Annotated in this window: 17 protein-coding genes and 2 pseudogenes; 12 read left to right on the top strand and 7 right to left on the bottom strand. The window is 61.4% G+C overall.

Translation table 11 applies throughout. The annotated features are described in order from the left end of the window. Positions 1–301: 301 nt before the first annotated feature. Both QSK39_RS21955 and QSK39_RS21950 read left to right on the top strand, forming a co-directional pair. A complete protein-coding gene (locus tag QSK39_RS21955; RefSeq protein ID WP_285479640.1) occupies positions 302–643 on the top strand; it encodes a helix-turn-helix domain-containing protein in 342 nt (113 codons plus the stop codon). An 83-nt stretch (positions 644–726) separates the two neighbouring features. Further along, positions 727–1,554 (top strand): Scr1 family TA system antitoxin-like transcriptional regulator, encoded by an 828-nt coding sequence (locus tag QSK39_RS21950; protein WP_285479639.1) that lies wholly within the window; start codon positions 727–729, stop codon positions 1,552–1,554. On the opposite strand, the gene QSK39_RS21945 is transcribed toward QSK39_RS21950, so the two are convergent. Further along, positions 1,539–1,832 carry a hypothetical protein gene (locus QSK39_RS21945; protein WP_285479638.1) on the bottom strand — a complete coding sequence of 98 codons (294 nt, stop codon included), beginning with the start codon at positions 1,830–1,832 and terminating at the stop codon, positions 1,539–1,541. The two genes, QSK39_RS21950 and QSK39_RS21945, sit on opposite strands and share 16 nt — an antisense overlap. 766 nt (positions 1,833–2,598) lie before the next feature. On the opposite strand from QSK39_RS21945, the gene QSK39_RS21940 reads away from it, so the two are divergent. The 3 genes from QSK39_RS21940 to QSK39_RS21930 all read left to right on the top strand — a co-directional run bounded on the left by QSK39_RS21940 (position 2,599) and on the right by QSK39_RS21930 (position 7,917). Continuing rightward, positions 2,599–4,500, top strand: a complete 1,902-nt coding sequence (locus QSK39_RS21940) for an ATP-binding protein (RefSeq protein WP_285479637.1) — start codon at positions 2,599–2,601, stop codon at positions 4,498–4,500. After that, a complete protein-coding gene (locus QSK39_RS21935; RefSeq protein ID WP_285479636.1) occupies positions 4,497–5,693 on the top strand; it encodes a PP_RS20740 family protein in 1,197 nt (398 codons plus the stop codon). The genes QSK39_RS21940 and QSK39_RS21935 overlap by 4 nt, the downstream gene beginning before the upstream one ends. Before the next feature lie 220 nt (positions 5,694–5,913). Then, complete coding sequence (locus QSK39_RS21930; protein WP_285479635.1) at positions 5,914–7,917, top strand: hypothetical protein; 2,004 nt, start codon at positions 5,914–5,916, stop codon at positions 7,915–7,917. Between the two features lie 57 nt (positions 7,918–7,974). Here the strand turns inward: QSK39_RS21930 and QSK39_RS21925 are convergent, their stop codons facing one another. From QSK39_RS21925 to QSK39_RS21915, 3 genes and pseudogenes are all read right to left on the bottom strand, one after another. After that, positions 7,975–8,904 carry a NaeI family type II restriction endonuclease gene (locus QSK39_RS21925; RefSeq protein ID WP_285479634.1) on the bottom strand — a complete coding sequence of 310 codons (930 nt, stop codon included), beginning with the start codon at positions 8,902–8,904 and terminating at the stop codon, positions 7,975–7,977. 815 nt (positions 8,905–9,719) lie between these two features. Beyond that, positions 9,720–9,884, bottom strand: a pseudogene (locus QSK39_RS21920) (IS5/IS1182 family transposase); the annotation flags it as partial. A gap of 55 nt (positions 9,885–9,939) precedes the next feature. After that, positions 9,940–15,165: a CHAT domain-containing protein gene (locus tag QSK39_RS21915; protein ID WP_285479633.1), complete on the bottom strand. Its 5,226-nt coding sequence runs from the start codon at positions 15,163–15,165 to the stop codon at positions 9,940–9,942. A gap of 83 nt (positions 15,166–15,248) precedes the next feature. Between QSK39_RS21915 and QSK39_RS21910 the strand changes: the two genes are divergently transcribed. Beyond that, positions 15,249–16,595 carry an esterase/lipase family protein gene (locus QSK39_RS21910; protein ID WP_285479632.1) on the top strand — a complete coding sequence of 449 codons (1,347 nt, stop codon included), beginning with the start codon at positions 15,249–15,251 and terminating at the stop codon, positions 16,593–16,595. Here QSK39_RS21910 and QSK39_RS21905 read toward each other — a convergent pair. Together QSK39_RS21905 and QSK39_RS21900 are read right to left on the bottom strand one after the other, a co-directional pair. Next, positions 16,582–16,824: a hypothetical protein gene (locus QSK39_RS21905; RefSeq protein WP_285479631.1), complete on the bottom strand. Its 243-nt coding sequence runs from the start codon at positions 16,822–16,824 to the stop codon at positions 16,582–16,584. The genes QSK39_RS21910 and QSK39_RS21905 overlap by 14 nt on opposite strands. A gap of 470 nt (positions 16,825–17,294) precedes the next feature. Then, complete coding sequence (locus tag QSK39_RS21900; protein ID WP_285479630.1) at positions 17,295–18,968, bottom strand: recombinase family protein; 1,674 nt, start codon at positions 18,966–18,968, stop codon at positions 17,295–17,297. 1,236 nt (positions 18,969–20,204) lie between these two features. Here QSK39_RS21900 and QSK39_RS21895 point away from each other — a divergent pair. The 3 genes from QSK39_RS21895 to QSK39_RS21885 all read left to right on the top strand — a co-directional run bounded on the left by QSK39_RS21895 (position 20,205) and on the right by QSK39_RS21885 (position 21,894). After that, complete coding sequence (locus tag QSK39_RS21895; protein WP_285479629.1) at positions 20,205–20,399, top strand: hypothetical protein; 195 nt, start codon at positions 20,205–20,207, stop codon at positions 20,397–20,399. 231 nt (positions 20,400–20,630) lie between these two features. After that, positions 20,631–20,822: an AMP-binding enzyme gene (locus QSK39_RS21890; protein ID WP_285479628.1), complete on the top strand. Its 192-nt coding sequence runs from the start codon at positions 20,631–20,633 to the stop codon at positions 20,820–20,822. A 112-nt stretch (positions 20,823–20,934) separates the two neighbouring features. Then, positions 20,935–21,894 (top strand): pentapeptide repeat-containing protein, encoded by a 960-nt coding sequence (locus tag QSK39_RS21885; RefSeq protein ID WP_285479627.1) that lies wholly within the window; start codon positions 20,935–20,937, stop codon positions 21,892–21,894. Between the two features lie 14 nt (positions 21,895–21,908). Here the strand turns inward: QSK39_RS21885 and QSK39_RS21880 are convergent, their stop codons facing one another. Next, a complete protein-coding gene (locus tag QSK39_RS21880) occupies positions 21,909–22,166 on the bottom strand; it encodes an SDR family oxidoreductase (protein ID WP_285479626.1) in 258 nt (85 codons plus the stop codon). 291 nt (positions 22,167–22,457) lie between these two features. Here QSK39_RS21880 and QSK39_RS21875 point away from each other — a divergent pair, with 291 nt between their 5' ends. The 3 genes and pseudogenes from QSK39_RS21875 to QSK39_RS53300 form a co-directional block, all read left to right on the top strand. Then, on the top strand, positions 22,458–23,558 hold the full coding sequence (locus QSK39_RS21875; RefSeq protein WP_285479625.1) for an integrase core domain-containing protein: 1,101 nt from the start codon (positions 22,458–22,460) through the stop codon (positions 23,556–23,558). 532 nt (positions 23,559–24,090) lie between these two features. After that, positions 24,091–24,756 (top strand): hypothetical protein, encoded by a 666-nt coding sequence (locus QSK39_RS21870; RefSeq protein WP_285479624.1) that lies wholly within the window; start codon positions 24,091–24,093, stop codon positions 24,754–24,756. A gap of 299 nt (positions 24,757–25,055) precedes the next feature. After that, positions 25,056–25,553: pseudogene (locus QSK39_RS53300) on the top strand (3-hydroxyacyl-CoA dehydrogenase family protein); the annotation flags it as partial. Positions 25,554–25,638: the final 85 nt, after the last annotated feature.

The following is a 25,638-nucleotide window of genomic DNA, read 5'->3' as shown; positions in this document are numbered from 1 at the left end:
TGACTCCCGTTTGACTGATTTCATCAGTCGCGAGGTCGAAGGGAGCGGACATGACAGGCACTAGCTGCAGGTCGCTGCACTCAGCGCTCTACATCAGCTGGTACCGGTGCGTGCTGGACGGCCTGACGCACGCAGTCACGGACGACGAGTTCTTGCGCGGCATCCGCCTCCAGCAAGGCCGGTACCACTCTCTCTGCGGCCACGAGGTGCTGATTCACTCCTGCCTGGCACCGGCCGACCGTTCATGTCCGACGTGTCGTGAACTCGTGAACGCCTCCGATCGCGTCGCGGTGAAGCGGCGATGACGCCGATCTCGCCCACGTCGCGTACGGACCTCGACGCGCTGTTGCTCCAGCCGGTCCGCCTGTTCATCGCCTGCCTGCTGGCCGACACCAGCTGGCGTTCCCAACTCGCAGTTCAGCAGGCATTGGGGCTGCCCACCCCCGACCTCGAACTGCACATCGAGTTCCTGCGTGCGGCTGGCTACCTCCAGTGCCGTGCCGAACCCCGCGAACTCCGCCTGACCTCGCTGGGTCTGAACCGGCTGCTGGAGCACATCAGCGCGCTGAAGACGGTCGCAGCAACAGCCGGCGCTCTGGTCGCAGAGGTGGGAGCTGCGCTTCCCGCCGAGAGCCCGCCCTGACAGCAGGCCACCCAACCGCCGTCATCAATCCGCAGCTCACGTGCGCGTTCCTGCCACCCGCAGCCCTCAGCAAGGACTCGAAGATGCCCAAGCCGATCATCCGCCCGCCCGCGACTGTTGCCGTCAGCAGCAGCCTCCGCGACGCCCGCAAGCGCCGCGGAATCGGCCTGCGGAGGCTGGCCGAGAAGATCGGTGTTCATCCCGCGACGCTCTCGGCGTGGGAGCTAGGCATCAAAGTCGCGCCGGCGACGGCCGTGGCCTGGATCCTCGGATACCTCCGGGTCGAGTCGGCCGAGTACGACCGAGTGATGGCGCTCGCCTCGCACGCCGGGGACGTGAACCTGGTCGACCAGTCTGACCCGCAACTAGGACACCTGCTGTGGACGTATGAACAGCTCTCCAGCCGTGTCGTCGAGTGGGCACCGTCGTGCATTCCGGAGCTTCTCCAAATCCGTGCGTATGCCGAACGAATACTGGACAAGGCTGTGGTGCAGGACGACCGCAGAGACATTGACCTGCTGGGCCGCCAAGTCCGCCGCCAGGCACTGGATGGCGGGGACCGTCGCTATGTGTTCCTGATCGCTGACCAGGCACTACACGGCATGGACGACCTGCATAACGAGCAGATCGAGCACATTCGCGCGGCGGCACAGCTCAAGCACGTGACTGTCCGGACCGTGCCGTCAACAGAGACCGCGCTGACGTCGATCGGCGCCTTCACGCTCTTCGAGGATCGATCCGATCCGTTCGCTGTGGTGCTCAGGCACCACCACTGCAACACATACCTGACCGACCGGACGACGCTGAGCCGCTACAACGACACGGCAAGGACCCTCCTGCGGCGCGCGTCCGGAGAGTTCGCGACCGCCAATGCCTTGAGCGCTCCTACGCAGGTTCAGGCGGCGCGATGACCGCGGCGATCTATATTGACCCACTCGTGATCCAGCCGGTCATCGACGGCCAGTGGCATCGAACCCACTTGACAGAAATCCCAGTGCCTGGCCAGATCATCACGATGCTTTGCGGGGCAGCCGGCGCCGTGGTCTTCGAGCTCTCCGATGAGCGTCGTCGACGCCAGATTCCACGACAGTGTGAACGCTGCGACGCCATCTATCGAGTTGAGCACGGTATCCCTCTCCGCCGAGATCGAATCGGCAACATTTAACCTGTCCCGGTCGAGTGTGCACATGTGAACCCGTGTCAAGCGGTCATGCGTGCAGCAGCGAACGTGTCAACGCTCGGCAAGCTGAGCTTCGACCATCGATGTAGCGGACGACGTGACTTGAGTCGAAACAGGCGCTCGGAGGCCCGTTGTGACGGCTGCGACGGGGCTCCCAATGGTGGTTTCGCAGCCGTCACGAGAACGTTTTGCCAGGTCAGCCAGTCTTTATGGCTGTCACAGCCTCTGTGACAACATGACGGCTCGCGACCAGGTTGTGACGGCCGGTGTCACATCCATCGTGAAGCTAGAGGACCGGTTGGCTGAGCCAGTCTCTAGCGGCTTTGGAAAGCAACAGGTGAGGTGGAGCGCAGCCGTTCACGATTCGCGGCTGCAACCCTGTCCCCCTGCGTCTTGGCGCGGATAGCAGGACTCACAACGGCAACAAGAATGCTGACTTCATGGCAGACCTGGTGAGTTGCGGATGGAAGACTAAATCTTTGGTGACCAAGCCCGCCAAGGCCTGTGCACCAATCCGTCACCCGGTGTAGCAATGCGGGGGGCAACGGTTGCTTAGCGTGACGAGGACTGACGCAGGCGAATTTGGCCTGTTCACTCGTGTGCTCTAGATGATGGGAAATGGCCACAGAAGGGGGTACGCCCCCATGGAGTCGCGCGCTGACATGTAGGAGGGTTTCTCGGCGAGTTAGGACTGTTTGCGACACGCCGCCATCCCTTCTGTGACCGACAGAGTTGCCGAGAGGTAGACTCAATGAACGCACAAAGGGAGGCGTCGGTGGCTAACGACAGGGACGAACGACTGACTGAGCAGATCGTGGCCAGTCGCCATGTCTCCTCGCCGGTTGAGACAACACTGCAAACCGACGGAAAAGTTCTGGCTCGTGTTACGGACGGAATTTATCGTCAGCCAGCGTCGGCGATACGTGAGCTCATCTCTAACGCGTACGATGCTGATGCGACTCGGGTAGTTATATCTACTGATCGCCCGCGGTTCTCTAGGATTGTGGTAGAAGATAACGGTCATGGCATGAGTCCCGCGGCTGTTACTCATCTTATTCACCATATCGGGGGCAGTGCAAAGCGATCAGAGATTGGCGTCGACCTTGGAGTCGCAAACTCGTCGAATCCATCATTCAGCCCGGGCGGCCGGCGTCTTATTGGCAAAATTGGCATCGGTCTCTTTTCGGTATCGCAGCTAACTCAGAGTTTCCGGATCGTCACAAAAGAAGCCGGTGACAAGTGGCGGACGGTCGCCAGTGTGCGCCTGAAGCAGTACAGCGATTTCACGTCCGTCGGCGACGATCAGTATGAGGCTGGTCGCGTATCGATCTGGCAAGAGCCAGCCGAGGATCACAAAACTCACGGCACGACGATAATGCTAAACAATATACGTCCCAAGACTAAGCAGGCTCTGCAAAGTCTGGATAAATGGCTTCGAAGTGATAAAACGGGCTTTTTTAAGGACTTATTCCATACGGGCAGGCAGCTCTATGGTAGCGAAGGCGAAGAGTCGAATCTTCTTGCTTCTTTCGAGGAACTTCCATGGCAAGCCGGGATGGCGCCTGACGAAGCATTCAGGCAGTTTGTGGATACAGTATGGGACCAGGCTGCCAATTCGAATGGGAATCCCAAGTTAGACGGTCTCTTTGACTACTATCTTCAGATGGCATGGCAGCTGGGACTTGCTGGGCCTTTTCGCTACGTGGATGTAAGTCCATTCGATCTCCGGGCGGGCGATGTAGAAGCATTCGAACTTCCCGGTGTCGGGCCAGGGCGCGCGAAGCCGTTGCCGTTAACGGAAGACAAGACCATCAGAGACTTGATTGATTGGGATCCCGGGGACTCGATCGACACAGAGTTTCGAGTGTTTTTCGATGAGCTAGAGCTCCTTCGTCCTTTACGATTCAGGAACCTGCCTTACACGACTAACGCAATTAAAAAGCCTTTAATATTTGTCGGACATCTTCGCGAGGAGTTTCCGGGGGTTGACCCCGCTGATTCCGGCGGGCCGCTGGAGTTCAGTGCTTATCTTCTCTGGAATGCAAAAATTGCGCCGGTGGAGCACTCGGGTGTGCTAATTCGAGTTCATGGCGCTAGTGGCACACTTTTCGATCCCACATTCCTTAGGTTTCAGATCGCCGAGATTACTCGTTTGCGTCAGATATCCTGTGAAGTCTTTGTGTCGGAAGGTTTTGAATCTGCGTTAAACATCGACCGCGAGTCATTTAACTATTCTCATCCGCACGTCGTCCGCCTCACAAGTTGGATCCACACGGCACTTACGAGAGCGATCAATCAGCAAAAATTGATTGGATCGAATTTGCGTAAGCAGGCGCGCGAAGAAGCACAGGGATCTGAAGCACGCGAACTCGAAAAAATTGCGTCGGAGGCTTGGGTTAGAAGATTTGGTGACGATGCAGATAAGCCAACAGTTGAGCTGGTCGACGCTGATGCTCGTACCAATCGATCTCAGCATGATGCAGATCTGATCTTTTCGCGTTCCAGGACGCTAGGTGACCAGTCAATTTCCCGGTCGGCGATTGCGAAGTCCAATGAGCGAAAAATCAAGGCTATAATCCAGACGCTAGTTGCGTACGGCGTCTTCGATGAGCTCGACGATGACGAGCAGGAAGCGTTGGTTGAGTCGATTTCTGCGATCGTTAGGATGCAGGGATGAGTGGGGCAGATGAGGTAGAGGGCGACAGATTCTCCCCACCGGAAGATTTTTCCTCTGAGGACATCGGCCAAAAGCCGTATGTTCAGCCAGAGCGCTCGTCGGCACGTGGTTTCGAGGCTTGGCATAAACCGCGAAAGCAGTATGTTCGCGATAACCAATGGGCCGTTTGCATTGAACAGCTATGCGAGCTGCGCAAGGATGTGCGTGAGCTTCGTTATCTGGGCCTGCCCGGTGTTGACATGCTTGATCTCCGCTACTTTCAAAGCGATGTTCTTGCTCCAAAAGAGTTGGGGCTTAGTTTTCTCGGCGTAGATCGAGACTTTGGAAAATCTAATAGCAACGGCACCGACATGGACGTCTCGTTTCAAGAAGTAAAAATGCTGGAAGGGATCGACCCGCAGTCTGAAATTATTCCGGGCGATATTCGCGACCTTGGCATCGAAAAATCGACGAATCATCAGAATATTCGGCGTCGAGTTCCATTTGACATAGTTAACCTAGATATGTGCGACCATCTACTCCTGAGCCCAGCCGACCGTGATAAGTCGATTTACTCGATGCTAAGGAACCTCTTTTCCTTGCAAGATCGTCAGGATCAGCCCTGGGTTCTTTTCCTGACGACAAGAGTGAGTAAGACGCGTGTCGACCAGGAGGCCCTTCGTGTGCTTGTGACGGACCTTAGTGCGGCTATGCGCGACGCGGGGATCGACGAATTTGACCTTGACCATCTCGTTCAAGATGGTGTCAACCTGGCAGGTGTTGATGACAGTGAGTTCTTCTTGTGGTCTCTAATGGGGTTTTGTCATTGGTTGCGTAATATTGCTCAGTCGAGGATGCCGTGTAACGTTAGGCTCAATCGCGTATTTACCTACTCCGTTGACTATTTTTCACAGTTTCCCGACATGGTGTCACTGGCATTTCAGGTCGCCCCTAAAGTCACGATGGCGCATGACCCATCCGGTTTGGCGTCCGCGGTTAATGCCCCAAAGCAGGACAACGCGGCTTCCTTGAATGCGTATCGTAAGAAGTTAATTGAGGCGGTGAACGTCGATGTCGTCTTAGGTCAAGATAGGACTGCTTGCGATAAGTCGATCCAAGATGCGGCTGATCTAATGCTTCAAGCGAGATATGACTGGGAGAAATACGTCGAGTGGGCGTATGAAACAGTGGAGCGCCATTATCCGGGTCAATAGTTGGCTGCTTCGACGACGAGTCGATCTTTTCGAAGTGACTTCGTCGGCGAGCTCCCGTCACTTGCTGAGTTAATAGGACTCGATAACCTGGCCTGCTGTGATCCCGATTTCTCACTGGCTCGGTAGCAGCGCGAGCAGACCTCTAAAGTCCTTGAACTGGATGCTGGTAGTATCCCTGCAGACGCTCGACAGGTAGGGGGTCAGGTTGTCTACGTGGAGCATGCAGTTGATTCTTCCGGTTGCGGCGCGCATGAAATTAGTGGCTCCGCTCAGGACTGTAATCAATGAGCCTCTCATTTTTCCTACTTCGCATACTATTCCGATTCGTTCTTGGATCTGGAGACATTATGCGGAAAATATTAAGGGCCTCCTGTCGGATTTTTCGGCGTTACTAACCGCTGGTCCCGTCTTGGCTGAATTTAAGCAGGTTGAGGCCTGGATGGGTAGTATGCTGGAGCTTCGGAATAGAGTCGTTTCCCTCATCCTTGCACTTGCTCCATTTGAGAATTTTGATGAAGATGCAGCGCGATCCATTACGGGCTCGCTCGACATTGCATTATTCGAGGTTACGCAGTCAGTGCTTGGTGTCGATGCTACGTCGAAAGGCTTGGATCTCGAAAGTCTAGATTTGCGGTGGCTAAGTGTTCATGGTGAAGAATGTTCTAGTCCTCTTGCGCGCGCGTTTGGCGTCGATTCTGAGACTATTCCATCTGATGCCATCCGGTTTTCCCCGGGCTGGGTCCTGTCTAGCTATTACATGCGAATAAGTGAACTTCTGGTGGTATTGATTCCTCACCTTAGTTCCTTGCGTCTTCCTCCTGTGGAAGATGTTCTGGTTGGCGTGTCCGCAGTAGGTTGGATTGTCGGCTGCGAGGATCCGGTATCTGCATATTGTTCTAGCGACGCTTTTTTGAAGGCTCTATATTTTCCTGCTGCCGATCAGACAATTAGGCCAGTTATCCGATATCTAGAGAAATCGGAGGCGGAGCTCCGGCAGATTCAGGTAAGGATTGACAGATCGCTCGAAGTAGTCAGGAAAGGTGACGATGAGGAAGCTGTACACTTAGCTCTGGTGGACTTGTACAAAAGGCTCGTCGAAGGTCAGTTCAGGCGCTATGGATGGATTCTTTACTGTCTTCGCGAAGGCTCCTGGTCTGATCCTCCCATGCTTACTCAGCTGCGGGAAAAACTTGTTTCACGGGGAGGTTGGTTAGGTAGCATTGCGCAGCGTGCCATAATCAGAGATATCCGGAATGGCGAAGCGCATGAGACGTTGATATGGGACGGTGTTGCCGAGAAGTATCAGGCGGAAGGCGTTGAGGTAGATGTTTCGGTTGTTACACAGGCGGCAGTTTTAGTAGAAGCATTCGTGCGCGGCTGTGAGGCAGCGCTGGCCTGTTATAAAGTTATGGGTGTTGAGCACGATTTCGGTCGCCCGAAGATGGGTGACCCTGGTCGACTATCTTCATGGCAAAGAGCTGAAGCGTTGTTCGGCACAAATGGTTTGCGTCTGCTTGATGCAAAATTCAATTCAAAGACGGCCAGGATTACGTGCTTAGAGCTTGAGGAACACCAGGTAAACCCTTGTCTGCAGGCTTTGGTTATTTGTTGCGGGCTAGTTCCTCATGTGGAAACTTTCGAGGTTCGCGTTCAAAGTGGCAGTGATGCTGTTATTACAGTATCCGCAGAAGCTTTGCGCCGAACACTTGAAATCTGGGAAGTTGCGTTACGGAGCTTATCTGGTATGCCTCTTTCGACTTTCTTGCCTGCGAACTTCGACTCACGCATGAGGTCGGAAGGAGTTAGTGTCGCAAGTCGCTCAATCGCTTGGATCGCGGTTGACGATTTTCTTGACGCCCTCGACGGCAGTGCTGAGCTATGGCGAGCGGAGGATTTTCATCTGTTTATGGCCCGAATAAAGGTGCTTTTGTTAGCTATCGAGTCGTGCATCGAATATGTGCCTGATCGGGCTGGATTCAGGCTTCGCCTGGTTCGGGATGCTGTAATTCAAGTAAAAGAATCTTTCGAATCCACTTTTGTGCCGCTGCTTGCGACGACTCTGGATAATGAGGACGCTGTTGTTCGAATGCGGCACTGGTGGAACGTTTGGGGTCCGGTCGAGCGGCTTCCTGGCATCAAATCGAAAGCTGATCGATCCGGCGTTTTCGATCATCGCATCAAGTTGCAGGATGCGCCCGATGATCTCCGCTGGAGGACCATGTAGCCGCCAGCTATTTGTGAGAATTTCTGAATAGTGGCCCTCGCGAACGTAGGTCACACCTTAGTGCTTGAAGTCGTCTGGGGACAGGCCTAACGACGCGAGCCTGGAGCGTGGTACAGCGACCCAGGCTTCGTTGTTTAGGTTATAGCCGAGCTTGGCTGCCGCGTTGAGGTCTGATTGCCATGTTCCAACCAGTACGACTAGGTCATGCTCTTTGAGGACGTCTGGCTTGGCTTCACGAGCCCGCTTCAGCGGATCGCCGAGGCCGGCACCCACGGTGGTGATGGTGGTCCGGGGGATCACCACCGTGGGCAAGTAGCCGAACAGCGCGATCATGCGTTTACGCAGGCCTTCACGGCCGAACACCACCTGCAGCTGATCAGGAGAAAGCTCGCGTAGCGGCTCGGGCGGGAGTTCGGTCCATGGCGCGATTTCGATCGCGTACTTGGAGACCGCGTCCGCGCGTGGCGAACGCTTGAGATCCCGGTTTCCCTGCTTCCCGGTGAGCCATGCTCGGTGGGTACGCATGAGCAGCGCGCGGAAGCGGTGCTGGCGGGCGTCGATCTGGATCATCAGCGTGATCTCGCACTGTCCTTCGCGCGGGATCATCCAAGTTTTCCTGACTGTGCCCTTAATCTCGACCGGGATGTCCATGATCATCGTGTCCAGTGGGGGCTCTTTCCTGAGGCCTAGGGACTCGATCACGTGATACTGCAGCTTGGTGCCCACCGATGAGCGTTCGTCGGAGTCGACTTCGTCGCTCATGAGGTCGAACCGCCAGGTGCGGGCTCCGTCCAGGACGTAGCGGACAGCGTTATCGACTGCGCCGCGGAGGAGGTGGGTGATCGGCCGGAACTTCAGCCACCCGTAGACCTGCTGCAGCTCTGCGTCGTCTGCGGGAGCGACGATGAGGTGCTCTGGTCGTAGTCCCGCCTTGCGGGGGTCTGGCTGGCACGGGTCGCCGGGGCCCGGCAACGGGGTCTTGGTCACCGTGCCTTTTTAGCCGGCTTGACCGTGCGACGTGACTGGATTGCGGTCGCAGGTTGTGAGTATTAGCGAGGCATCGCCCATGGCTACCTCGACGGCTAGGGCCCACTCGGCGCCGCTGACTTCTCTAGGAAGCTAGAGACCCGTGGTCAAGTTACTGTACGGCCGCGGATTCGAGGTCCGCTCCCACGCTGCCCTCCCGATTCGAAATCGAGCTTGTACTGGCTTGCGACTTCGTTGCCCGTAGCTGCTGGCACCTGCCGCGCTCATGAAACCTCCCGTGATCGCGCTGTCCAGTCGTGGACTTACGGGGGCGACAGCCTCTCTCGGTGGATTCGCGCATTGGTGCCGATCGCCCGCGTCATGCGGGCAGTTGCATCCGTGTAGATAGTGAGCAAGATCGTCCTCGGACACTGGGTTCGTGTCCCTAGGAACACGAACCTTGCCGGTCAGCTGGGGCGTGATCACTTCACTTGATGTCGGTGCCCTCTGGCATGCCTTGAACATGTTTATCCATGGGGGAACCGTCGCCGAACTGGCTGATCAGTTCAAGTCGGCGCCGGCGGGGTTCGTCGCAGCTTCATCCAGTCTTACGGTCGGCCGCCTGGTGGCTCTGAGGAGCTGAGCTGGCACAAGAGTTGGTTTTGGCTGTTCGACATGTTCCGGCGGGCTGGCTCGGCGACCTGCGGCTGCTGCTGGAGTACAAGTTGCCTGGTAGCGGGCAGCGGGTCGATGCGCTGCTGCTGGGCGCTCGCTCTGGTGGTGGGTCACTGCGGTGGCAGTGGAGCTCAAGCAGTGGACCCACAAAAAGACGCGGCTATCCGCTCACCTGACTGGCGTTGCAGTACTTGGTCAGGGCGGCCGTCGGCGATCTCGTTCCCGCCGCGTTGGGCCACGCCGCGCACGAGCTTGCGGAACTGGCCACGCTGCAGTCCAGTAAACGGTGCGATCCGCTCTGACCGCGATTCCCTGATTACCTGCATCCCACCGTTATTAACGATCACCCGGACACACCTGTCACCGGTTAGGAGATGGCCCTTAAGGGCCGGAGTGGATGAATGGCGCCCAGACGTGCGGATGCTGTGGGTATCTGGCGCGCAGTGCTCGAACGGCCTCATGGAGGGCATGAGCGGCTCGGTCGCTGTGCAACTCGCCGTTGTGCGAGAGTCGGTCATAGACCATCTTTGCGACCCGAACCGCGATACTATCGTTGGCGGGCCATAAGGCTGCGACTACGTGACGGTATCCGGCCAGTTGTACGGCCGCCGCCATGTGGACTGACTCGTCGGGAATCTGGGGGCCGCCCATGGCGGTCTGACACGAGGCGAGGTACATGAGTTCGGCGTTTTCGACCTGGAGAGCTGCCATGTCGAGGACGGTGAGTGGTCCGTCGTGGAGGAGCAGAGCGCTGCCTCCGGGATCATCATAGTCCTGCCCGCCGTGGCAAGCGAAGTGAACCCACTGGCAGTGGTGCATGTTATCGATTACCGCGCGTACGGTCGCCTCGCCGTCGAGGAGAACGACCGCACGTCCAGGGCTAGCGTATTGCCGGACGAGGCTGATTTCGCGTGCGGCGCCCGGCAGTTGAGCGTAGGCTGCGGTGTTTGGCATGCCTACGGCCAGAATTTCGGAGTCGCGAGGAAATGCGACACGCTTCCGACGAACGTGCTGGAGGGCGCCAACGGTTGGCAGGTAAGAGGAAAGAACGAAATCGAGGGCTGACTTCGCAACGCCATGCTCGCCGGTGCCGTCCGTTTTTCCGGCTGCATGGAGAGGCATTAGAGTTAATGGTCCCGTCGGGCACCACCAGACCCGCGGCCAAGCGTCGTTGTCGGGCGGCCTAGCGAGGCCCAACGCCTGTAAGACTGGCCCCACGGTGGAATCCCAGAGCCAGGAAAGCAGGTCGGACAATGAGCTTGCGCTGTGGTGGTCGAGGTGCTCGACCGATTCCAGCAAGACAGTCAGCCATCTCTGCGCGTCGTCGGCCTGCAGATCGGGAAGAGCGACGACTTCAATTCCGGCGGGTCGCAGAATAAGCGCGTCGCACCGGTACCGGCTAACGTTGACGATGACGACCGGGCCATCCGCCGCAGCTGCCAAGAGTTCCTCGACGCGCGGAGCAGCGAGGAAATCCGCGAATCCCGGCAGCGCACGAACCTGGGACACGAGGTCGTCCCACTCCCTGGCGAGCCGACGGCGGTGATCGACATCGTCTGAGGTTGTGCGGGCCAGGTCCGACGGTCCGGTGGCCGTCGACATTACTCGATCTTGGTGGGCGAGTTCGTCACGGACGGTGACTAGTCGTGCTGCCAGCGCTGGAGTTTGGTCTGACAGCCGAGACAGGTCGTCGCGGCTGTTCAGCACTTGCGTCCACAAGACCCCGCGACCCTGCTCTAGTAACTGCACTGCGAGATCAACCGCACCTATGTTGATAGCGCACGCTGCGGCTTCAGGGCCCAGACCACTCCATTCCGCGAGACGATCCATAATCATCGTCCGGCTTTGTCCGTTTCCAGCGAGCCGGGGGAGCAGCCGGACCGCCGCCGCGTAAGCGTCGGTGGCAAGACGGAAGTTGCCGGCTGCAGCGGCTACGGCACCCAGGTCTCGTGCTGATCGCATGCGGACGGCGACCGGTGCCGTAGCGACTGCGGAAGCGCGCGCAAAGTACGCTTGGGCGGCGTCCAGGTCGCTTCGTCTCCCGGCTAGCTCGGCGCGGATGAGGAGGTTTGTAGCCAGTTGGTACCGGTAAGTCGCTTGTTCTGGACTCTCTACGGGGGCCGTTTCGGCAGCCTCCTGCAGAACCGCGATCGACTGATCGAGGTCAACATAGTTAGTGGTGGCATCGAAGTGAGCGCGGAGTGATGTGGCAAGCGCGAGAAGACGCTGTGGCCTGCCCCGGTGCTCGCGAGGCGTAAGGGCGACCGCCTCGGTCAGGGCCTGGACGCTCGACTCCAGGTCGGCGAGTTCGTCAGTCCGGAAGAAGCGGTGGTACTGGATCAGTCCCATAGTGACCAAGGCGTCGGCTCGGTCGACATGGGTAATGGAAATTTCGGCCAGCGCATCGACGCATGCCGATAGAGCTTCGTCCAATTCGCCGGCGTCGTCGGTCGCCTCGTAGCTGGTGACGAGGATTGCGCCGAGCATCGACAACCGGCGAGGACGCTCCGGGGCTGTGGCCTTCGTTGCGTCAACTGCACGACGTGCACTGAGCACGGCGCCCCGGAGGTCGGCAGGCTCACCGCTGTCCAGATACCGAGTGCGCAGAACGGAACTGAGGTTGCCATGAAATTCCCCGAGTTGCGGGTTTCGAGGATCGGCTGCCTCGACGGCGGCACGAGCGGTCGTCACAGCTTGCTCTAGGTCGACGTAGCTGCCCCCTTCAGCATATCGGAGGGCTAGTGCAGACGCGAGATTCGACAGGTACCGGGCCCTCAGCGGGTCCTCCGATACCGCACTTTCTGCGGCTTGCGCGCTCAGCGCAACGGACTCGTCGAGGTCGGCCAACGAGCCTGTCCATTCGAGACGACGACGCAACGCTGATCCGAGTGCTGTCAAGAATTCCTGTTGGCGAGGATGACCTGCGCCGATGCCGTCCGCTGCCTCGCGAAGGCAGGCGATGGCCTCTTCCAGCGCCGGTAAGTTGCCGGTGTGTTCGGTGGAATCGAGGAGGGCGAGGCCGAGCTGGTAGAGGCGGTCGTACAGGGTCGGATCCCCGGCCGGGATCAGCTCGACAGAGCGACGAAGCGCGTCGATCGCTCGATCCAGGTCGTCTAGATTCCCGGTGTGTGTGTACCGGAGTCGGAGCGCCGACCCAAGATTTGCTTGCAGTCCAGCCGATGCTGGAATGCCCTCGGCGGTGCGATGCAGTATGTCCTCGTTAAGTTTGACTGCCTCATCGGCATCCATGAACGACTGCGAGCGTTGCTCGCGGAACTGCAGAGCGGCAAGCAGGCTTCGCTGGTAGCTGTCCTGGTCCGCGTCGGACTCGGTGGTGGCGGCTATCGCGATGCGGAGAAACGCGATCACGCGGTCCAAGGCCGCCTCGTCTGCCGTTGTGTCCGCGGTGCGCAGCAGGGCGGCGGCCATCCGGCCAGAGCCGACGTGGTGGAAGATCTGATCATCCAGAATGTCCAACAGGACGCTGCCGTTGACCGCATGGGTTGCCAGATGTTCCAGTGTGTATGAATTGGCGTGGTCCCAGCGTCGGTCGCCGGGTGGCCCAGGCACTCGCTCGACCAGGGCTTCGGTGATGCGGCGGCTGGTCAGCGCTGGGTTCGTCCGCGCAAGGAAGTACTCGATCAACGCCTGATGGTAGAGGCGGTAGACCGTTTCACCCTGTTCGCCGGACTGTGTGACGTACGTCCCCGCATGGTTGAGAACCCAGACGAGATCGGCGTCCTCGTAGGCGGCCGTGCGCCGGCGAACCGCGTTCCCAACGATTAACCAGACGTTTCGCCTCGGCAGCCCGGAACCTTCGGCCATCGCCAGTGCTGTGAGAAGGTCGCCAACCTTCTCCTCCTGGTAGCCGTATCGAGCGAGGTCTGCACTGATGGCGCCGTCGACGTCGGACTGGACCAGTGCGTCGAACTCGGGCGCGTCTTCATCGAGTTGCCGCTCGTGTGTTGCCAGCGCGCGTGTAGCGATCCGAGCTAGCAAGAAACTGCCGCCGCAACGCTTAGTCACGGCCGAACCCAGTCGGGCAACGCGACGAGTGGTCTCCGGATCGTCACTGGTGTAGATCGAGGCGGGGAAACTGTTCAGGCGGGCTGTGCAGTACGCATAGATGTCACCGGTCGCGTCGTACCGATCGACATTGATCACCTGGGCGGTTCCCAGCGCCCGCAGGATTGTGTTGTGTGCCATTGGCTCCTCTGGTATCGCGCCGAGCGGATCGGAGGCGTCCGCCCGGGTGCCTACAACGACCCGAACCCCGGGAATCGCGGCCAGTTCGGCCAGGAGTTCTCGAGCGATACGCAGCGCATCGATGGGTCGGGCTTCGTCCAGCGCATCCACCAGGAGGGTGATGGGACGTGGTAGGTCTGCGACAGCACTAACGAAGTGGGCGGCGTTGCGCCATCCGGTCTCCGGAGCGAGAATCCCCAACGCGGTGCCGATATCCGTCATACAGTCGGACAGGTCCTTGTTGCGAGCGTGCACGGCGATGTCGATTGCACCGTCTGGCGGTAGGTCGTCCGGATTCATTCGGGACACGTCGATGCCGTAGTCCGGGAGGCGTTGACGTAGCGCCGGAGTTGCCATGATCACTGTACGGCCGAGAAGCGCGGACTTGCCCACACCGGGTCGCCCGGTAATGACTAGCATGCCGGTGTTGTTGACAAGCCAACTGTTGATCTCTCGCAGGACCTGTGCCCGGCCGGTGAAGTAGAATCCCCGCTGGTCGGCCGAATCAATGCCCCGAAACTTAATCCAGAAGTGCTCGTCGAGGTCCGCGCCAGATATTGGAGCTAAGGCGCCGACTATCTCGCCGTCGATGTCCGGGGCGAATTCACGGTATCGTGGATTAACGAGCCGAAGATCTCCGCCATGGTGTGCGCTCACGCCGTCCAATGCGAACTGCGGTTGCTGGTCGACCTCGCTCTCGCGGATGACCGTACGAAGCGCGGCGACCAGTTCGGCCACAGTAAAGTCCCGTTGCTGATCGCCCCAGTAGCCTTTCGGTGCGCCCTGTTTCAGGACACGGGCCAAAGCCACGGAGAACACGTTCTCTCCGGCGTACTGGTCGTAGTCCGCAGAGGCGATGGCGGCGATGGCCGGACGCGCCTTGCCTGCCCTGCGTACCCGCCGCCGTGAGCTCCGGATGAACGCATCGATGATTTCCCGATGGCCGCCGCCGCTGTGGCAGGCGTCGACGAAGACGATGATCTCGTCGACGTCGCATCGGGAAAGAACAGTGCCCAGTTGTTCGACCGAGACGGTGTTCGTGGCGTCGATGAAGTCTGTTTTGGTGTCCCTGGCGAGTAGTGCAAAATTGCGATCATCGAGCTGCTTGCCGTGTCCGGACCAATAGATGAGGAGTTGTCGGACATGCGGCGGATGCCATTTCAAAATCCACGTTTGTATCTCTCGCAGAGTGCCAGTGCCGAGAAATTCTGGCTCGCAAAATGTGAAACCTGCTCGGCTCCATGCCTGTACAGTGACCTCGACGTTGGCGCGCAGTGAATCGAGTGACCCCATGTGCTCGTAGGAGTCCAGAAGCACCACGACCATATGATCGCGCCCATGCTCGTCGTTCGCCGTGCTCACCGATCTACCTCCACGTCCGACGACAGGCTACTGTACATGTCATCTTCGGGAGACCGTCGACTGTTCTCATGGAGGAGCGGCAATTGGACCTGGTCATCGTCCTTCCCGGTATCATGGGCAGCATCCTGGAGTCTCCGCGTGGGGCTGTCTGGAACGCTGAGGTGGGCGTGTTGGCTCGCGGGTTGTCGAACGTGGCGGGAACGCTAGCCGAGCTGGCCTTACCGGCGGGGATCGATGATGGGGATCCGGATCCCAGCGGATACGTGCCGACCGACCTCGTCCGCGGATGGTCGATATGGCCTGGATTTCACTCTGGACCTGGCTACGGCGCCTTCTTGGACGACCTGCTGAAGAGAAGTGGGCGATACGGTAATATGCGCCTCTTCCCGTATGATTGGCGGTTATCCAACAGGTATTCGGCGCGTCGCCTCCAATCGTTCGTCGAAAGCGAACTTTCCAAGTGGAGAGAAGATTCCGGCCAGCGAAATGCGAAGGTCACATTTATCGCGCACTCGATGGGTGGCCTGGTGGCACGTTACTACCTAGAGGTTCTTGGAGGTCGGGAACTCACTCGCCACCTGATCACACTCGGTACGCCCTACAGCGGGTCGGTGAAGGCTCTCCAGTTGCTGGCCGGTAGCGTTCCCTGGCCTCTAGGTCGCTGGTCAGTGCCCCTCCGTGATTCCGCCCGCACCATGCCCGCACTGTGGCAACTTCTTCCCGTTTACCGCTGCGTCGACTCCGTGCCCGAACCGCAGATGCTGGCCGATGTCGAGGCGACCATGCTGCTCGGTTCCGGGGCTCGTCCCCTGGTCGAGGACGGGTTGCGGTTCCACGACGAGATCAAGGAGGCATTCCGGACGAACGGAGAGCCGCCATACCGGACACATGCGATCGTCGGGCACGGCCAGCCGACCGTTCAGAGCGTGCGCATACAGGGTCTGGAGGTCGCCTACCCGCGCCGTTACCGCAGCCGGGACTACCTCGGTGACGGTACCGTCGCGCGGTTCGCCGCTGTGCCAGCTGAGTGGTCTGACGACGCGGACGCCATACCTGTCTGGCAAAAACATGGATCGCTACCCAACCACAAGTATGTCCGTGATCTTGTCTGGACCAAGGCAAACGCCATTGACGTCGGCAGCATCCTGTCTCCACCGGTCAAAATTGGATTGGACGTACCCGAAGTCGCCACGACCGACAGCCCGCTGCCGGTCGTGGTGACAGCCAACCGGCCGAACCTGCGAATCATGATACGGCTCAAGACGCTGGCTGGCGACCTCATCCGGCAACAGACGGCGACGTTCGACGGTGACGATCGCTACTCCGCCGCGCTTCCCGCGCCCCCTGGTATCTGGCTCGTTGAGGTGCAGCCGGTAGGTGAGACAACACTGAGCTGCGTCACCGAGGCGGTTGCCGTCATCGAGAGCTGAACCCTGCCAAGAAAAGCTGGACTACTCGAGCCACATCGTGACCGATAGTGAGTTCCGCGCCGATGATCGCGGTAGCAACGGCGCGTTCGGATTTCCACTCGTCAGCTCTGATCGGGAGGTCGGCTACTTGACCGAAGACGAACCCAGCGGCGACCACAAGGACCGGGACGGCAGTGGCCGCGGCCGGGCTGATCGAACCGAGCTGGTCCTCGACCGCCATCGTGATCATGCCCGTCGAGGGCAGCCTCGCCCGCTACACCCGACTTCGCCTCGATCGCCTGCATCTAGAAGTTAGTATCTAGAAGTTAGTACCGACGCCGGCCCGGACGAGGACGCTGGCGCGCTGAACGGGATCCGGCGCTGGCTGCGCCGCACCGCCGCGGTTCGCGGCCCTGGGGCTGCGCCGGGTCGCGCGGCTGCTACGGAGCGGCTACGCCGAGCACACCCAGGAGGCTTTCCGTCACGTCGACGGCAGTTACGTCATCGTGGTGGAGTTCGAGGGCGGCGAGCTGTGGTTACAGGCCGAGTGGCCGGTCGCGCCTAACGTCGTGGACACCTGGATCCGACGAGACGATCTTCACCGGCGACGACCCCGCCTCCATCACCACGCTGCTCGCCCTCACCCGCGCCTCGTTGGCGTTCGACTGTGGCGGTTGGCCGACTGGCTCAAAGTTACTCACCTGGAGAGTGTCTTAGAGGCTAAGGGTTGTCATTATCGAGCAAGATCGTCCTCGGACACTTACCATAACCCCACCAGTGCGGATCGAGATTAGCCTCGATCCGCACTTGTCGTTTACCGGGGTAGTAGGTGGCCTGCAGCTGGAGCTGGCGGTAGACCTCCCGTTTGCGGATGGGATCGGCCGCGCTCAGTACCTTCCTGATGTCACCCAGCCGCTCGACTAGTTCGCGGATCTGGTCCTTGGTCAGCCGCTGCTGCTTCGGCTTCATGCTGACACGTGCCTTTGCTTCAGCGCGTCGCGCCTGGGTCTCGGTGATCCATCCCGTGACCAGTTGCACGTCGGCCCCGGCCTCGAGAGCGGCGCGGTGGCGCTCCAGCGCGCGGTCGCATTCCACGATGAGCTTCTCGGCAGCCGCGGCCGCCGGATCGACGTCAAGATCCGGTTGCGCGGCGTAGAGGGCGTCGATGGTGTCGTGCAGCCGGTGCGGGGCGAAGCTGGTCGCGAGCCAGCTGTCGATGGGGCCGAGGAGGTCGCGCTCGGCGAGGTAGACGTTGCGGGGGTGTTCGGTCTTGTTGGCCAGGCCGTATTCGGTGGGGTAGCGGCAGCGGTAGAACGGCCGTTCGTGGTTGCGCTGGCCCTGCATCCGGCGGTTGCAGACCCCGCAGTGCAGGAGGCCGCTGAGGACGTAGGGGTGGCGGGTGCGGGTTCGTTCCCGGGTCTTGCGGCCGGCGCCCTTGGCGGCGGCGATCTCCTGGGCCTGCTGGAAGGTCTCGACGTCGATGATCGGTTCGTGGACGATCTGCTCGGAGAAGATCCACTTGTCGCGGGCGTTCCAGCGCATCTTGGTTTCATGGCCAAGCCCGACGTCTTCGACGTCGATCAGGACCTCGTCTTTGCGCTGCTTGTTCCAGACCTGCCGCCCGGTGTAGCGGGGATTGGTCAGGATGACCCCGACCGCGCCCTTGGCCCACGCGACGCCGGTACGGTGCCGGTTGCGGGCGGGGTCGTTGCTCGAGGGGGAGAGGATGCCGTCCTGGGTGAGCGCTTCGGCGATGGCGAACTTCCCGCGGCCGCCGATGTACTCGGCGTAGATCCGCTGCACGACCGGCGCGGTAACAGGGTCGGGTTCCAGCTGATGCAACCGTTTGCCTTCAGCAGCTTTGGCCGGATTGGGGTGCGGCCCGGCGTCGGCAAGCCGATAGCCGTAGGGCGGCCGACCACCGAGAAACCGGCCTTCGACCGAGGCCTGGGCGGCCATGGCCGCCCGGACGCGGATCTTGATCCGGTTGCGTTCGCCCTTGCTCATCCCGCCGAAGACCGACATGACGAGATCGTGAGCTTCGGACTCCGGCTCGATCGCACCGCCGACCTCGGGCACCCACAGACCGACGCCGTAGTGGACGAGTACGGGGAAAGTGAGCCCGTACTGGTTGCCGTAGAAGGCGCGCTGCGGTTCACCGATCACGACGGCGTCGAACCCGCGGCTGGGGTCACGCATCGCCGCAAGCAGCCGGATCGCCTCGGGACGGCGTTTCCAGGGGATCGAACGGGACTGCCCGATGTCGAAGAATTCGGCGACGATCTCGCCGTGCTTGTCGACGAGCGCCTTGGCCCTGGCGAGCTGCCAGTTTCGGGATGCCTCGGGGTCCTGCTGGTCCTCGGTGGAGACCCGGCCGTAGAAAGCGAAGCGCATGATCAGGCCGCCTTGTCCGCGTCGAGCAGCAGCCGCAGCAGAGCACCGGCGGCGCCCGGCGACAACTGCGGAGGGGACGCTGGCAACAACACCGTGGGTGCGGCGTCGTCGCGCCGACGACCAGGTCGAGGGCGAATACCGGCAGCGTCGTGGCGCGCTGGCGGTCGTGCACGGCGCGGTGCCGCGCTTGATCGCGGAGAGGTGTTCGGAGGAGTCGTCATGTCCGCTCCAGGGCCTGGTCGGTGTGCACGGATCGTCCACGACACCGCCGTACCGGCCAGAGGGGAAGTACCTGTTCAGGTCGACTTCGACGGCGCGCGCCTCAACGACCAACTCCGCTCAGGAAGCTGCGGGGAGACACCACGACACCAAGTTGTAAGGGTCATCTGGCTCGATGGCGCCGCCGTCTAAAGCTGGCTGGTGGCCCCAGCCCGGAAGCGTCGCCGTTTCGTTGCCATCCAGCCACCAAGCCCTCTGCTCCTCGACGACGGCCTGAGCCTCTGACCTGCGTGTTCAGGCGGTCTGGGGGAGCCTTCGCTACCCGGTGACCTCTTCCGTATCAGGGAAGTGCGGAACATGGTTTGACCAGCCGAACCGCGCACTACCGCAGGTCGTCGGCTCGGGTGGCCTCCCGGAGGGGCGGCTTCGGCAAGGTTGCCCCGGGTTCCCATCGCCAGGTAATCGCCAGATCATTCTGGTGTCGAATGGGGCACCTGATTGGTGCGGCCACGTACAACAGCGGCATCAGCGCCGGGGCTGCGGCGGTTGCCCGGCATTGTGCTGGCTACCTTCGGCGGCCCGCACTGCTTCATGGAGCAGCAGAACGGCAGGCTGAATGTTGTTAACCGACCCGCTTCGGTCCCGTCCACTGCGCTGACGCAGAGGCGGTGACCTTCTACGATATTTCATGAGCGTGATTTCGGTGATCAAACTGCGCAGGTCAAGGTGTTCGACCCAGCTCCGTGGGACTCGACCCTAAACCGGGAAGGAAGCGGCTGTGGGCGTGTGCTCGACGCCAAATCACGCGGGATCGGGGCAGAAGAGGCCGAACTCTCTGGGAGAGAGTGTGCCTCAGTCGCGTCCAGAGTCAGTCATCAATAAAAGTACTTCCCGATCGCCAACGTGGCGGCGGGGTTGCCGACGGCGCTGCTGTAGAAGTTCGAAATGGCGCAGTGTGCCGCGCTCGTACGTCGGACCCGCCCGCGATGGGTGCGGCTGGCCTAGGCGGCGCTGCGGATGGTGCTGCAGTCGGACCTGCCGACGGATGTCTTCGACGGCGTCGAGCAGGTATCCTCCGGAACGGCGCTCCTGTGGGCCGACGAGGCCGACCGCTTCACGGCCCGCTTCGGCGTCCTGGTGCTGTCGGTGTACGGTGCGGCGGAGTTCGCGGGCGCGATCGCGGGGTGGGACCCGGCACTGCAGCGGGAGTAGTGGACTTCGACGCGGGGAGCGCCGGGCGCGCGTTCCGGGGTGTCGTTGCGGGCCGTCGACCGTACGGATTTTCCGCTGCCTCGGGGGCGTCGGCGTGCTGGAGGCGAAGGCTCGTAGCTCCCGGTCGAGGGCTGGGTCCGCACAACGGACCTGGCCACGATCGACGAGGACGGTTTCCTGTTCATCCACGGCCGCACCGACAACGCGATCAACCGCGGCGGGTTCACGATCGTGCTGATCGTGATCGAGAAGGCGCTGCGGGTGCACCCGGCGGTCCGGGACGCCGCGGCGGCGGGGATCCCGTACGACCTGCTGGGGGAGGTGCCAGCCGCCGCGGTAACGTTCCGGGCGGGCGTCTCTACTGCCGAGCTGGGTGAGTGGCTGGCCGGGCAGTTGACCCGCATCAGGTGCCCGCGGAAATGAAGATCGTTGATGAATCAACGCGGACGCATCGATGAAGGTGACCCGTCCCGACGTCGGTGCTTTGTTCGCCCCGCCATGGAGTACTCTGTGAGACACGGCATAATTGCTCGCTATGTCCGCGAGAAGCAAGCGACGCAGCAAGAACCGCAGGCGAGCCGCGCGCAGTTCCCCCGTCTTGTCGGCAAGCCGATCCAGAGCACCGAAGGACAACCGCTCGGTCGGCGCGCGCGAGGGCAAGTGGGGCTGGAGCCAGGCTGTCAGCTTTTTGTCCGTGCTCGTGGCGACGGGTGCCGTGGTTGTGAGCTGTGTTTCCGCCGAGGCGAGCCAGCATGCCGCCGACGCGAGCCAACAGCAGGTCGAGCTCGCCGAGCGTGGCCAATTCGACGACAGGTTCAATCGCGCGGTTCAGCAGCTGGGTGACCGCGACAGCATCGATATCAGGCAAGGCGGCATCCACTCGCTGGAGAGCCTGCTAATGGACTCTCCGCGCCACCACCCCACGGTTCTCAAACAACTGGCGTCATTCATTCGTGAACACTCGCCGGTCTCCGCCTGCACTGAGGGGAAAGGAGTGCCGAACGACATCCGGGAAGCGCTCGGGGTCATCGGCCATCACAACATCCGGCCGGATACGCATGCCGCCGAGTATTCAGTGGACCTGCGCGGTACTTGCTTGTCCGGGGTCGACCTGGTGAGAACGGACTTCGTCCGGGCGTACTTCGCGGGCGCGGACCTGAGCGGTTCGGACCTCACTGGCGCCGACTTCACCGGTGCCAACTTCTTGAGCGCCAAGATGGGACGAGTAAACGCCGTTCAAGCCAATTTCACCTGCGCGGCACTACCCAAAGCGAATCTCGAAGAGTCCTTCCTGGTGGCCGCCCGGTTCGTGGGAGCCGACATGATCGAGGCGCACTTGACTCGTGCTCTGCTTTCCGGCGCGGATCTGACGGACGCGGTCCTCGACGGCGCTGTCCTAGATCCCAAGCAACTGGACGATCCACATATCCTCAAGACTCCTACGAAGCCGTTTTGTCTAACCGAAGGGCAGTACCCCGGCCTCACGCGAGGCTGATCGAGGTGTTCCTCTCAGCGAGACGCCATCCGGATCGCCCCGTCGAGCCGCACGGTCTGGCCGTTGAGATAAGGATTCTCCAGCATCTCCACGGCCAGCCGCGCATAGTCGTCGGGATCTCCAAGGCGCTTCGGGTGCGGGACCGTCGCTTCCAGGCCTTCACGGATGTCCGAGCGCAGCTGGCCCAGCATCGGGGTGTCCGCGGTCCCCGGCGCGATCGTGCTGACCCGGATCTGCCAGCTCGCCAGATCCCGCGCCGCGGCCAAGGTCATCCCGTGTCCCCGTCCCGCCTTTGACGCGGTTGTACGATGTCTGGCCGACCTGGCCGTCGAACGTTGACACCGAGGATGTCAGCACAATTGCGCCGCGGTCGCCGTCAACATGGAGTTCTCCGCGATCGGTGCCGCGCCCAGGCGCAGTACGTTGTACGTCCGATCAGGTTCACCCGGACCACCTGGGCGAACGTCGGCAACCGCCCGGGGTTGTACGTGCCAAGAAATGTGTCCGTGCAGGTCAAGGTCATCGGCGGGTGACCGCTCGCGGTCCGGCATGAATCGCGTCTCGTGCTGGTTCGCTTCGTCTATCTTGCGGTTGTCCATGTGTTCGCGGTGTTGCGGCTACTGTCGATGGCCGACCGCGAGAAGGACGTTGAGATCCTCGCCCTGCGCCACCAACTGACCATCTTGCAACGACAGCTCGGTGACCGGCGCCCGCGACTTCGGCCCGAGGACAGGATGTTCCTTGCAGCGTTGCTGGTGCCGCTGTCCCGCGGGGTGTTGCGTCGGCTCCGGCTCTTGGTCACCCCGGACACGGTGCTGCGTTGGCATCGCGATCTGGTGAAACACCGTCACGCCCGCGTGAGCGTGAACCGAGGGCCTGGGCGTCCGCGTACTCTCACCTCGGTCCGTCGCCTCGTCCTCCGTCTGGCGGCCGAGAACCCCTCGTGGGGCTACCGGCGCATCCACGGCGAACTCGCCCTACTCGGTGTCAAGGTCGCAGCCTCCACCGTGTGGGAGATCCTCAAGACCGACGGTGTCGATCCGGCCCCGCAACGGGCGGCGGTCAGGTGGGCTGACTTCCTGCGGTCCCAGGCCGAGGCGATCCTGGCGATGGATTTCGTCGAGTCCGTCACCCTGACCGGGCAGCGGCAGTACATCCTCGCTGCTGTCCACCACGTTGGCCGGCGGGTCCGCATTCTCGGTACCACCGCGCACCCCACCCATGCCTGGGTGACGCAAGCTGTCCGCAATCTGCTCATGGACCTGGCGGATGCCGGGCACGTTGCGCAGGTGAGGTTCCTCATCCGCGACCGCGATGCCAAGTACCCCGCGTTGATCGATGAGGTCCTCCGCGACGCCAAGATCGCCACTGTGCGCACCGGTGTCCGGATGCCTCGCATGAACGCGATCATGGAAGGCTGGGTGAAGACGCTGTGGGCCGAACTGCTGGACCGCACGTTGATCTGGAACGAGACTCACCTCCGGCATGCGCTCCGTGAGTACGAGCGGCACTACAACCAGCATCGAACCCACCGATCGCTGGCCGCCGCGGCGCCCCTGCGAGCCCGGCCCCAGGCCCTTGAACCCGACCGGATCGAACGCCTCGTCATACGCTGGCAGGACCGACTCGGGGGAGTCCTCCACGAGTACGGACATGCCGTTTGACCTGCGTGGACGTGATTTCCGGCACTCGCACGACTTATGGAACCCCACACGCGAATCGAGCGCTTTGGCCGGCCGCCGCGGTGGTGCTCAGCGCGGTCGCGAGGGCGTAAAGGACACGGTGCTCGTCCTATAGTGGTGCCAGCCCTCGGCGTCCTGCGGCGTCGTGGGTCTGCTCCAGCGCCCGGCGCTCCGGAGTGGGTAACAGCGGCGGGCCCGGCCGACCGGGTCCAGCCTGTCGCCTGGTACTCAGATGGGTTCCGGTCACGTAGTTACCGACCGTAAGCCGTAGCAACAGGCGATCGTCACGCGACTTTCAACTCATGACAGACCTTGTAGTGGCCATGGTGGGGCTCCGGGACGCCGCCCCAGCCCGCGAGCCACGTTCAGCTTGCTCGCAAGCAAAGAAAAGCGCCGCCCGATGGACGGCGCCTTCCCGAAGGACACGATTACATAACTACGTCGGTTTGGCCTGTCCCGAGCAGGACTACCAGGGACCGTCTCGCAGTCTTCGGCGAGGAGTGTACCCGAGACGATGACGGCAAATCAACCGGGCGGCTCCGTCCTGACCATACTCGGCAGCCCGCGGATGGCGGTCTACCTCGCGGCCTGCCAGTATGATCCCGACGCCGCTCTCGACCTGTACGCCTGGAACTCGCTGGCCAGTGCCAGCTTCTGGGAAACTATGAGTCACCTTGAGGTCGCGTTGCGTAACACCATGGCGACGCGACTCGAACGCGAGCACCGGCGAAAGAACCGCACCGGCTCCTGGCTCGATGATCATCACTACATCTTGGACCGGCAGGCGCGTGAAGACATCAAGAAAGCACGCCGACGCGTGGAGAACAAACACAAGATGCCTAGTGATGGACAGACCATCACCGAGCTGTCATTCGGCTTCTGGCGGTTCCTGCTCGCCAACCAGTACCAGACGTCGCTGTGGCCGAGCCTTGCCCGCGGGTTCCCGTATGCCCCGGATAAGCGGCTTTCGACTGTCGCGGGGCCGGTCTCGCGTCTTCACGACTTCCGTAACCGGATCGCACACCATGAGCCGATCTGGAACAAGGAGTTGCGTGACCGCATGCACGACGCCTACCAGCTGCTGACCTATATCGACCCCGACCTCCACTCGTGGGTAACCAAACGTTGCCGCATCCCTCCGGTCCTTCAGACTTGCCCTATTGTCAGGCCTTACCCCTGAGTCGTCCCCCAGTCAGGTGCAAGAGGGCGCTCAATAGCGCAAGATCCAATCGCCTCTCTGTGCTGATCACGGTGGGTTACTCAGAGGGGCGCCACGACGCTTGACCGAAGGGCAAGCTACCCGCCCCCCAGCGGAACTAGGCCCGTATGCCGATACCAGCGCTTGTTGCCGCACGCCGGGGAGCTGGACGGCTCTTGCCGTCGCGTCGGGTGACGCTGCTTGCTTGGCGGCGGTGAGTGATCGGTTGGGCAGGTGAACAGTTCTCGCACGGTCTTTCGCCAGTGATCGGCGACCATGGGATGTTGGCCAGTTACACGAGTTCGCTGTCGGTCGCCGAGCTGGGCGCGCTTTGCGGTTGCCCGGCCGGTTCCTCGGTATGCACTTCTTCAACCCCGTGCCGGCTTCGAACCTGGTCGAGGTGATGTACGCCCCGAGACCGCCGAAGAGGTGATGGGCCGCGTCCGGGACCTCAGCAAGGCCGAGTCGCCGTCCGCGACTTGCCGGGCTTCGCTGCCAGCCGCCGCGGCGTCCTGCTGGGGGTGGAGGCGATCCGGATGCTGGAAGAGGGAGTCGCCGGCGCGGAGGCGATCGACAATGCGATCGAGCTGGGTTACCGGCACTCGGTGGGTATGTTGCGCTCCACCGACCTCGTCGGCTTGGACGTGCGGATGGTCTTCGCCGAGTACCTGCACCATACGCTCGGGAAGTGGTTCGCGTTGCTGCAGCTGCTGCGCAGCAAGGTGGCCGCGGGGGAGCTGGGCCGCAAGACCGGCCGCGGCTTCTACGCCTGGGAGTAGGCCGGCTGCCATGTGGCCGGGCCGGGTGAGGGCAGACTGGCCCCTCTCGTCGGCCGGGACGCCGTTTGCGGGTGTGAGGCAGCGA

The sequence above is a fragment of the Amycolatopsis sp. NBRC 101858 genome (assembly GCF_030269325.1).
GTDB lineage: Bacteria > Actinomycetota > Actinomycetes > Mycobacteriales > Pseudonocardiaceae > Amycolatopsis > Amycolatopsis ponsaeliensis.
Note: the sequence above shows the minus strand (reverse complement) of the source record. Positions and strands in the feature narration are given on the sequence as shown.